This window comes from Acidiphilium sp. 34-64-41 (genome assembly GCF_002282635.1).
In the GTDB taxonomy this organism is placed as follows: domain Bacteria; phylum Pseudomonadota; class Alphaproteobacteria; order Acetobacterales; family Acetobacteraceae; genus Acidiphilium; species Acidiphilium rubrum.
On record NZ_NCJX01000096.1, the window covers coordinates 1 to 9,850 of the forward strand.

Annotated in this window: 11 protein-coding genes; 3 read left to right on the forward strand and 8 right to left on the reverse strand. The window is 64.1% G+C overall.

Translation table 11 applies throughout. From position 1 onward, the window contains the following. Positions 1 to 68 precede the first annotated feature (68 nt). The gene (locus B7X49_RS15780) at positions 69 to 383 is read right to left on the reverse strand and encodes a hypothetical protein (RefSeq protein WP_286705009.1); all 315 of its coding nucleotides are present in this window, start codon (positions 381 to 383) and stop codon (positions 69 to 71) included. 170 nt (positions 384 to 553) lie between these two features. On the opposite strand from B7X49_RS15780, the gene B7X49_RS15785 reads away from it, so the two are divergent. Beyond that, a complete protein-coding gene (locus B7X49_RS15785; protein WP_286705010.1) occupies positions 554 to 784 on the forward strand; it encodes a hypothetical protein in 231 nt (76 codons plus the stop codon). A 67-nt stretch (positions 785 to 851) separates the two neighbouring features. On the opposite strand, the gene B7X49_RS15790 is transcribed toward B7X49_RS15785, so the two are convergent. The 7 genes from B7X49_RS15790 to dusB all read right to left on the reverse strand — a co-directional run bounded on the left by B7X49_RS15790 (position 852) and on the right by dusB (position 8,972). Beyond that, entirely contained in the window at positions 852 to 1,178 is a 327-nt protein-coding gene (locus B7X49_RS15790; RefSeq protein ID WP_286705011.1) for a nucleotidyltransferase family protein, read from the reverse strand. Positions 1,179 to 1,221: 43 nt separating this feature from the next. Further along, complete coding sequence (locus B7X49_RS15795) at positions 1,222 to 1,488, reverse strand: nucleotidyltransferase substrate binding protein (RefSeq protein ID WP_286705012.1); 267 nt, start codon at positions 1,486 to 1,488, stop codon at positions 1,222 to 1,224. A gap of 163 nt (positions 1,489 to 1,651) precedes the next feature. Next, complete coding sequence (locus tag B7X49_RS15800) at positions 1,652 to 3,049, reverse strand: sigma-54 dependent transcriptional regulator (protein ID WP_286705013.1); 1,398 nt, start codon at positions 3,047 to 3,049, stop codon at positions 1,652 to 1,654. Positions 3,050 to 3,057: 8 nt separating this feature from the next. Further along, the gene (locus B7X49_RS15805) at positions 3,058 to 5,271 is read right to left on the reverse strand and encodes a PAS domain-containing sensor histidine kinase (RefSeq protein ID WP_286705016.1); all 2,214 of its coding nucleotides are present in this window, start codon (positions 5,269 to 5,271) and stop codon (positions 3,058 to 3,060) included. 22 nt (positions 5,272 to 5,293) lie between these two features. Next, on the reverse strand, positions 5,294 to 6,757 hold the full coding sequence (gene ntrC / locus B7X49_RS15810; RefSeq protein ID WP_029313110.1) for a nitrogen regulation protein NR(I): 1,464 nt from the start codon (positions 6,755 to 6,757) through the stop codon (positions 5,294 to 5,296). Beyond that, on the reverse strand, positions 6,757 to 7,902 hold the full coding sequence (locus B7X49_RS15815) for a nitrogen regulation protein NR(II) (RefSeq protein WP_286705014.1): 1,146 nt from the start codon (positions 7,900 to 7,902) through the stop codon (positions 6,757 to 6,759). The genes ntrC and B7X49_RS15815 overlap by 1 nt, the downstream gene beginning before the upstream one ends. Then, on the reverse strand, positions 7,899 to 8,972 hold the full coding sequence (gene dusB / locus B7X49_RS15820) for a tRNA dihydrouridine synthase DusB (RefSeq protein ID WP_408735580.1): 1,074 nt from the start codon (positions 8,970 to 8,972) through the stop codon (positions 7,899 to 7,901). The genes B7X49_RS15815 and dusB overlap by 4 nt, the downstream gene beginning before the upstream one ends. 128 nt (positions 8,973 to 9,100) lie before the next feature. On the opposite strand from dusB, the gene ispF reads away from it, so the two are divergent. Together ispF and B7X49_RS15830 are read left to right on the forward strand one after the other, a co-directional pair. After that, positions 9,101 to 9,616 (forward strand): 2-C-methyl-D-erythritol 2,4-cyclodiphosphate synthase, encoded by a 516-nt coding sequence (gene ispF, locus B7X49_RS15825; RefSeq protein ID WP_408735581.1) that lies wholly within the window; start codon positions 9,101 to 9,103, stop codon positions 9,614 to 9,616. A gap of 102 nt (positions 9,617 to 9,718) precedes the next feature. Further along, positions 9,719 to 9,850 (forward strand): shikimate kinase (locus B7X49_RS15830; RefSeq protein WP_286840143.1); only part of this gene is annotated, 132 nt, incomplete at its 3' end.

Sequence of the window (9,850 nt, forward strand, 5' to 3'; positions counted from 1 at the left end):
CGATGATCGCAATCAAACGGAATCCATGATCGCGATCCACCGGAATCGATGATCGCGATCAAACGGAATCAGTGATCGCGATCCACCGGAACGCGCAGATAGCCGAAGCCCGAATAGCCGAACCCCGAATAGCCGAACCCGCCATCATACGGATACGCCGGATACGATCCGCCGAACCCGACTACAGGGGCAGGCGTGCAGGCCGGCGCGACGCTCGATTGCCCGCCCGCCGGTGTCGCCTGCGTCCCGGTCGCCGGCGCGCCGGGGTCGGGCGGCGGCGGCCCGGGCGGACAATAACCGCCGGGCGGCACATACGCGCAGCCGGCCAGGGCGAGAAACCCAGCCAAAGCCACGCAACGGCCCGATGATCGCAGGATGTTCATAAACATAACTCACTTCAACGCCTTGCCTCATGAAGTGGATCGCCCGCCGCGCGGTGCAAGTCTGCGCTCCCCTCCTGTGCGCCCAGCATGGTCGGACGCGCGCCCCAGCCGCAGGGTTTGAATTCACCTCCGCCCCACGCCACATAAGCGTCGACTGAGGGAGACAAGCCGTGCCCAAGCTGCCGCCCCCGCCGGCCCTGCTGGCAATCGCATCGATCCTCACCCTGGCCGGTTGCGCCCCGGCCGATCCGCCGCCCACCCCCACCGCCCTCTGCGCCGCCTTCGGCTACACAGCGGGCACAGCCGCATACGCAGCCTGCGTCCAGCGCCGCCAACACGACTCCGTCGCGCGCGCCCAGCAGGAGCAGGTCATGCGTCGCCTGATATCAGGCGCACCATAAGAAAACCTGATGTCAGGCGCGCCATAAGAAAACCTGATGTCAGGCGCCCCATAACCACCGGCCGACCTCACCGCGCCGGCACCACCAGCAGCGGCACCGCATCCGCCGCGATCATCGCCCGGAAACCCTCGCCAATCTCCCACCGATCAACCACATCGACCCGCCACGGCAGATCGGAGTCCGAAAACGCCTCGCGCAGCGCCGCCGCCTCGTCCAGGCTCAAACCCCGGCCGGCATCGATGATCAGGTCGAGATCAGAAAAGCGCCGCGCCCGCCCCGTCGCGCGGGATCCGAACACAGCGAGGCTGCTCCCCCCCGGCAGATGGCCTTGCAAAATGGCGGCGACGATCGCGAACTGCTCAGGCGTCAGCGCGATCGACCCCACACCCGTCACCCAACTCGAAGCCTAAGCGCATCGACCAGATGCTGCGCCTCGCTCAGAAATTCCGGAATGCCCGAAACAACCCGGCCTCGCCGCCCGCGCGGATCAGATCGGCAAACCCCATCTGGTCCAGCTCATCAGGCGACGCCGCGGCCTCACGCAAAAACCGCCGCAGCGTGCGATGGCAAAGCTCATAGGTGAACGCGAATCGCTGGATCAGACCGTCACGGATCTGCTCGTCCGCGGTGTCGCGCTCATAGCCCGCCAATCCTTCGCGGAGTCGCGCGGTTGGGTTGGTTAGTGGGGTGAGGTCGAGGGCCATGGCGCCAACAAATAATTCCAGGAAAGTCTTCTTTTTTGTGAACAAAAAAGAAGCAAAAAAAACTTCATGAACGGGGCCCGTGCCGCTTCAACCGCCCGTTCCCCAGGGTCAAAAAGTTTTTTGCTTCTTTTTTCCAAAAAAAGAAGCCTTTCTTCCGACCGCCTCAAGCACTCCCAGCCCGATCCTCCGCCCCGATCCCCAATTGCTTCAATTTCCGATGCAGCGCGCTCCGCTCCATCCCCACGAAATTCGCGGTCCGGCTGATATTCCCGCCAAACCGCAGCAATTGCGCCTGCAAATACTGCGTCTCGAACACATCCCGCGCCTCGCGCAGCGGCAACGCCATGATATCCGCCAGCGGATCGATCGCCAGCGCCCGCGGCGCATGCGCCCCGATTTCCACCGGCAGATGATCCGCCCGAAACGCCTCGCCGGCCTCGCCCGGGTGCATGATCATCAGCCAGTCCATCACGTTGCGCAGCTGGCGCACGTTGCCCGGCCAGTCATGCACCTGCAACGCCGCCAGCGCCTCGGATGACAGCACGCGCGGCGGCAACCCCGAAGTTTCAGCCGCCCGTTTGAGAAACAGCGCCGCGAGTTCGGGAATATCCTCGCGCCGCTCCCGCAGGCTCGGCACCCGCAGCGGCACCACCGCCAGCCGGTAATACAAATCCTGCCGAAACCGCCCCGCGCCGATCGCCGCCTGCAAATCCCGCGCCGAACTCGCAATGATCCGCAAATCCACCTTCACCCGCGTACTGCCGCCGATCCGCTCGAAACTCTGATCCTGCAACACCCGCACGATCTTGCCCTGGGTTTCCAGCGGCATGTCGGCAATCTCATCGAGCAGCAGGGTCCCGCCATGCGCGCGCTCCAGCACGCCCGCCCGGCGCGGCTGCGCGTTCGGATCAGCACCAGCCTCGGTGCCGAACAACTCCACCTCGACGCGTTCAGGCGCCAGAATCGCACAGTTCAGCACCACGAACGGCCCGTCCGCGCGCTTGGACTGGGCATGGATCATCCGCGCCACCACCTCCTTGCCCGCGCCCGCCGCACCCGACAGCAACACCCGCGACCCGGTCGGCGCCACTTTCTCGATCGCGTGGCGCAGCCCGGTAATCGCCGCACTCGACCCCGTCAGGTCGGAATTCGCCCCCACCCGTAACCGCAATTCGGCATTTTCCGAAGCGAGTTTCGCCGCCTCCAGCGCGCGCTGAATAATCAGCAGCAGCCGGTCCGATTTGAAGGGTTTTTCGATGAAATCATACGCGCCGAACTGAATCGCGTTCACCGCCATCTCGATCGTGCCATGGCCCGAAATCATCACCACCGGCACCTCCGGCGCTTCGGCCTTCATGATCTGCAAAATCCCGATCCCATCGAGCGGCGAGTTCTGCAACCAGACATCGAGCACCACCATCGATGGTTTTCGGTCCCGGAACGCCGCCACGGCATCGTCCGAAGTGCCCGCATTCCGCGTGGTATAGCCCTCATCGCGCAAAATCGCGTCGATCAGCAGCCTGATATCCGGCTCGTCGTCGATGATGAGTATTTCGGACATTGTCCCCCTTAATCGGCTTTCAAACTCAGCGTTACCACCGAACCGGGCAATCCATCCCGATCCGCCAGCTCCAGACCACCGTGATGATCTTCCATGATCTTGCGCACAATGGCGAGACCCAGGCCGGTGCCCTTCGGCTTATGGGTGATATAGGGCTCCACCAGCCGGGCGCGATCCTGCGTGGGTAGGCCAATGCCATCATCGATCACCGCGATATCATGCGTCGCGCCGCCCGGCGTAATCCGCAAGGTCACATGACCGTGTGCAGTACCGCGCTCGATGTTATCGGGGCGCATCGCAATCGCATCGGCGGCGTTCTGCAGCAAATTGGTCAGCGCCTGGCCGATCAGCCGTGCATCGCAGCGCGCCCGCGGCGCCGGATCGGGGCACTCCACCACCCAGACGATGCCGGGATGCGCACTGCGCTGCAAAATCACCGCCTCGCGCGCAATCCGCCCCAGATCCTCGGATTTGATGATCGGCTGCGGCATCCGCGCAAACGCCGAAAATTCATCGACCATCCGCCCGATATCACCGACATGCCGCACGATAGTATCCGCGCATTGCGCGAAACTCTCGGGATCGGAGGTAATCTCGCGGGTAAACCGCCGCTTCAGCCGCTCGGCCGAAAGCTGAATCGGGGTGAGGGGGTTCTTGATTTCATGCGCGATCCGCCGCGCCACATCCGCCCAGGCCGCCTTGCGCTGGGCCGATTGCAGTTCGGTGATGTCATCGAACGTGACAACAAACCCGGTCGCCCGCTCACCCTTCAAATCCGCACCGATCCGCACCAGAAACATCTGCTTGGCATTGGCCGCACCGTAGTCGATCTCGCCGGTCGCCGGTTTTTCCGGCGTCGCGCGCGCCTGGTCGAGCAATGGTGCGAAATCCGGCAACAAATCCACCAACGGCGTGCCCAGATGCGCCAGCAGATCGATGCCGAGCAACACCGAAGCCGCCCGGTTCGGCAGTTCGATCCGCCCGCGCGGATCGAGCCCGATCACCCCGGCCGAAACCCCGGCCAGCACCGTCTCGGTAAACCGCCGCCGCTCATCGATCTGGCCATAGGCGTTCATCAACTCGGCGCGCTGCTCGGCGATTTGCCCGGTCATCCGGTTGAACGCGCGCGACAACCCCGCAACGTCATCGCCCGAATCGCCCTCGGGCACCCGCACCAGATAATCGCCCGCCCGCACCCGCTCCGCCGCCTCGATCAGATACGAAATCGGCCGCGCGATCTGATTGGCGAACACCAGCCCGATCAGCGACGCGCCGGACAGCACCAGCAACGCCACGGTCGCGAAAATCAGCGCGAAAAACAACTCGAATTGTGCCCGGTGATGCTCCAGCCGGTTGTATTCCGCCAGCGCCTGCCGCGTCCGATCGACATGCGCCAGAATGCTCGGATCGAGCGGCCGCTCGACCATCAGCATCAGCGTCGGCGTCGCCTCAAGCTCGACCACGGCACTTTCCAGCGTCGAATCCGGCGTGCTCCACACCGCGATCTGATGCTTCTCCGCCTCCGCCACCACCTCGGCCGGCGGCAAGGTCACCCCCGCACCGGCAAACAGCCCGGCCGAGGCCACCACCTTGTCGGTCAACGGCTCGAAAATCGCCGATTGGGTCAGCCCGTGCAACTCGGTCTGCGCCACCAGCACGTTCAGGAACCCCTGATTGAAAAAGTTCTGGGGATCACCGTAAAAAATCGGCCCGTTCTGGTTCAGATCATTGGCAATCGCCAGCGCATCGAGCCGGATGCTGTTCTTTTTCGCATCCAGATACCCCACCGCCACCTGCTGGCTCTCCGCCAGGGCGGTGCGCACCCGCTGATTGAACCAGGCCTGGATGCCCAGATTGAAGAACACGGCCGCAAAAATCGCGACCAATATCGCCGGCACCGCCGCCACGCCGCCGAACAGCAGCACCAGCCGCACATGCAGCCGCGCCCCCGCCGCGCCGCGCCGGCTCTCCATCACCACCCGCGTCACCCGCGCCACCAGCACGGTGATCAACAGCAGCAGGATCGAAATATCGCCGATCGCGAGCCCGAACGCCGCCCCCGAATGCAACTCCAGTTTGATGCCGCCCGCCAGATAGGCAAAACTGCCAATCCCCAGCGTCAGCGCCAGCGTGGCCAGCACCAGCGTCGAAACCCGCCCCAGCAGCACGTTCAACAGCCGCGCCCGCACCGGCGCATCGGCCGGCTCCGCCCGGTTGGTCATCTGGTCCAAACCAAAAACCCTTTCAGCCGACCCGCCGCGTCACCCCGATCTCGTGCTCGCGGATCTTCTTGCGCAGCGTGTTCCGGTTCAACCCCAGCATCGCGGCCGCCCTGATCTGATTGCCGCGCGTCTCACCCAGCACCAGCCTGATCAACGGCTCCTCGAACGCGGCCAGCACCCGGTCATACAGCACCCCATCCTCGCCCTTGTCGCGCGCCTCGCCCATCAGCCGCGCCACATGCCGCTCGATCGCGCGCTCCACCGCCTGCGGCGTATCCGGCGTCGCATCGCCGGCGTGCGGCGCCGCCTGGTCATGGCTAACCCGCTCGGCCAGCTCCGCCTCGACGATCTCTTCCGTGATCACCGATTGCGGCACCAGGGCCGAAAACCGCCGCATCAGATTTTCCAGCTCGCGCACATTGCCCGGCCACCGATACCCCGCAAGCCGCAGCATCGCCTCGGGTGCTAGCGTCTTGGCCGGCAGCCCCTCCGCCTGCGCGCGCCCCAGAAAATGCTGCGCCAGCAACGCAATATCCCCCGCCCGCTCGCGCAACGGCGGCAGGCGGATCGGCACCACATTCAACCGATAGAACAAGTCCTCCCGAAATTGCCCCGAGCGGATCAACACCCGCAAATCCCGATGCGTCGCCGCAACGATCCGCGCATTCGCCCGGATCGGCTGGCGCCCGCCCACAGTGGTGAACTCGCCCTCCTGCAACACCCGCAGCAGCCGCGTCTGCGCCTCGGGCGGCATATCGCCGATCTCATCAAGAAACAGCGTCCCCCCCGCCGCCTGCTCGAACCGCCCGATATGCCGGTTGGTCGCCCCGGTAAACGCGCCGCGCTCATGGCCGAACAACTCGCTCTCGATCAACTCGCGCGGAATCGCCGCCATGTTGATCGCAACGAACGGCCCCTGCCGCCGGCGCCCATAATCATGCAGCGCGCGCGCCACCAACTCCTTGCCCGAACCCGATTCCCCGGTAATCATCACCGTCAGATCGGTGGTGGTCAGCCGCGCGATCACCCGGTAAATCTCCTGCATCGAGCCCGAACGCCCGATCAACGGCAGATTATCCTCTGGCGCCTTCGAAGCCTCCACCGGCGCAGCCAGCGCCGGCTGCTTCAACGCCCGATCGACAATGCTCAGCAACTCACCCAAATCAAACGGCTTCGGCAAATACTCGAACGCCCCCCGCTGGGTCGACTGCACCGCGGTCAGAATGGTCGATTGCGCCGACATCACCAACACCGGCAATTCCGGCCGGATGCGCTTGATCCGCGGCACCAGGTCAAGCCCGTTCTCATCGGGCATCAACACATCGGTGATCACCAAATCACCCTCGCCATCCTCCACCCACCGCCACAGCGTCGCCGCCGAGGATGTCGTCCGCACCTGATACCCCGAACGCCCCAGCGCCTGGGTCAACACCGTGCGGATCGAACGATCATCATCGGCAATCAGAATCGTCGGCAAAGTCGTCATCAATGTTCACCCTCGCCGCGATCCTCGAACTGCGGCAGATGAATCCGAAATTCCGTGCGCCCCGGCCTGCTCTCCACGTTGATCAACCCTCCATGGTCCGCAACTATTTTCGCCACCAGCGCCAGCCCCAACCCGGACCCCGCCGCCTTGGTGCTCACGAACGGCTCGAACAGATGCCGCCGGATATCCTCGGGAATCCCCGCGCCATTGTCGCGCACCGCAATGAAAATCGGCAAATTCGGCTGCCCCCGCCCGCTCGAGGCCGCCAACCGCACCCCATGCTGAAACCCGGTCGCCAGATAAATCTCGCCATCCGCCCGCTCGGTCTCCGCCACCGCCTCCGCCGCGTTCTTGATCAGATTGAGCAGCACCTGCACCAATTGGTCCCGGTTCCCCAGCACCGACGGCAACGACGGATCATACGCCTCGACAAACCGGATCCGCGCCCCGAACCCGCTCTGCGCCAACCGCCGCACATGTTCGAGCACCCGATGCACATTGACCGCCTGCAAATCCATCTTCTTGTCGCCGAACACCTCGATCCGCTCGACCAAATCCTTGATCCGGTCCACCTCGTCCCGGATCAGCACCGCCAGTTCCCGGTCATCCGCCGAAGCGTTCGCCTCCAGCAACTGCGCCGCCCCCCGTATCCCCGACAGCGGATTCTTCACCTCATGCGCCAACACCGCCGCCATCCCGGTAATGCTCCGCGCCGCATTCCGCGCCGACAATTGCTGATCCAGCGCCCGCGCCGCCGAACTGTCCTGCAACGTCACCACCAGATGCCCCGGCGCATCCGCAATCGGCGCCGCCTGCAACGAAATCCCCCGCCGCGCGAACCGCGGCCCCTCGATCGACAGGTCATGCTCGGCAATCGGCGCCCCATCCCGCCGCGCCCGATCCAGCAGCATGAAAATCGGATGATCCGCCGGCAGAATATCGTGCAGCGGCTTGCCATACAAAAACGCCGAGGATGACCCGAACAACTCCTCCGCCGCGTAATTCACGAACAGAAACCGATCATCCGCATCCAGCTCGCACACCGCCAACGGCAACGCCGCCAGCAACCGCGCCGTCTCGACCGGCGCCTCAGCCCGCTTCAGCGCCGCCGCCCGCCGCCGAAACGCGCCGCGCAATCCACTCACGCGGCGTCCTGCATTTCATCACCCGAACCCGCCTCACCCTGCACCGCCCGCTCATAAAACCGCGCCACCAAATCCTCCACCGCCGCCGCCTCATCCAGCCGCATCACCGTCGCCCGAAACTCCGCCGCACCATACAGCCCCCGCGAATACCACCCGAGATGCTTGCGCGCCGCCCGCAACCCCGCCAACTCGCCATAATGCGCCCGCATCGCCCGATAATGCGCAATCAACACGTCCCGCTGCGCCTCCAACCCCGGATCAGCCACTACCCGCCCGCTCATCAAATAAGCCGACACCTGGGCCAAAAACCACGGCCGCCCATAAGCCCCGCGCCCGATCATCACCCCATCCGCGCCCGACCGCGCCAACGCCTCATCCGCCGCCGCCACACTCGTGATATCCCCATTGGCAATCACCGGAATCGACACCGCATCCTTCACCGACGCAATGAAATCCCAATCCGCCACACCCTCGTAAAACTGCTGGCGCGTCCGCCCATGCACACTCACCAGCGCAATCCCGACATCCTGCGCAATCCGGGCGAGGGCAGGGGCGTTCAAACTCGCCCGATCCCACCCCATCCGCATCTTCAACGTCACCGGCACATCCACCGCCCGCGCCGTCGCCTCCAAAATCCGCGCCGCCCGCGCCTCATCACGCATCAGCGCCGACCCGGCCATCTGTCCAACCGCCACTTTTTTCACCGGACAGCCGAAATTGATGTCAACAATATCGGCACCCCCCGCCACCGCAATCCGCGCCGCCTCCGCCATCGCCGCAGGATCACACCCCGCCAACTGCACCGAATTCGGCCCCGTCCCACCATCGACCGACGCCATCCGCAACGTCGCCGCATTTTCATGGATCATCGCCCACGACGCGATCATCTCCGAAACCACCAGCCCCGCACCCATCGACTTCACCAGGCGCCGAAACGGCAAATCACTCACGCCAGACATCGGTGCCAAAATAACCGGCACATCGATCACCACATCCCGCTCAGGCCGCCCATGCCCCGCCCGCAGCGTAATCGGCTTGAGTTTCGGCGTCATGCCCACATCGTTGCTCATGATTTAATCACTACTAGCCCAATCCTTGACGCGCAATGTCCCCAATCCTTCACCACCCCCCATCCTTGACGCGCAACCCCCCAATCGCCAAACCCCGCCCAAACCCGCCTCACCGGAGACCCAACCGCATGGACCTGAAAACCCTCATCGCCGCCGGCGCCATCCCCCGCATCGGCACCGGCTTCGACGTTCACGCCCTCGCCGAAGGCCGCAAACTCATCCTCTGCAACATCGAAATCCCCCACACCCACGGCCTCAGTGGCCACTCGGACGCCGACGTCGCCATCCACGCCCTCTGCGACGCCATCTACGGCGCCCTCGCCGAAGGCGACATCGGCCGCCACTTCCCCCCCAGCGAAGCGACCTGGAAAAACGCCGACAGCGCCCACTTCCTCCGCCACGCCGCCCAACTCGTGGCATCCAAAGGCGGCGCCATCACCAACGCCGATATCACCATCATCTGCGAACACCCCAAAATCACCCCCCACGCCCAAACCATGCGCACCCGCCTCGCAGACCTGCTGGAAATCCCCATCACCCGCATCTCAGTCAAAGCCACCACCACCGAAAAACTAGGATTCCCCGGCCGAGCCGAGGGAATCGCCGCCCAGGCGGCGGTGTGCGTATTGATGCCGACGGAGTAAGAAAGGAAGCTGTTCTTTTTTGTAAAAAAGAACCAAAAAACTCCTGTTTATTAATTAGACCAATATATAAAATAAGTGCAGTCAATAGAGTAGGAAAATTGTATGCAGCGAATTAATGTGGTTGGTACTTCGGCTACAGGCAAGTCGACCTTTGCCCGGGCGCTGGCAGAAAAGCTGGGACTGGCCTATATCGAGCTGGATAATCTGTTCTGGTTAGATGACTGGCAGCAAAGT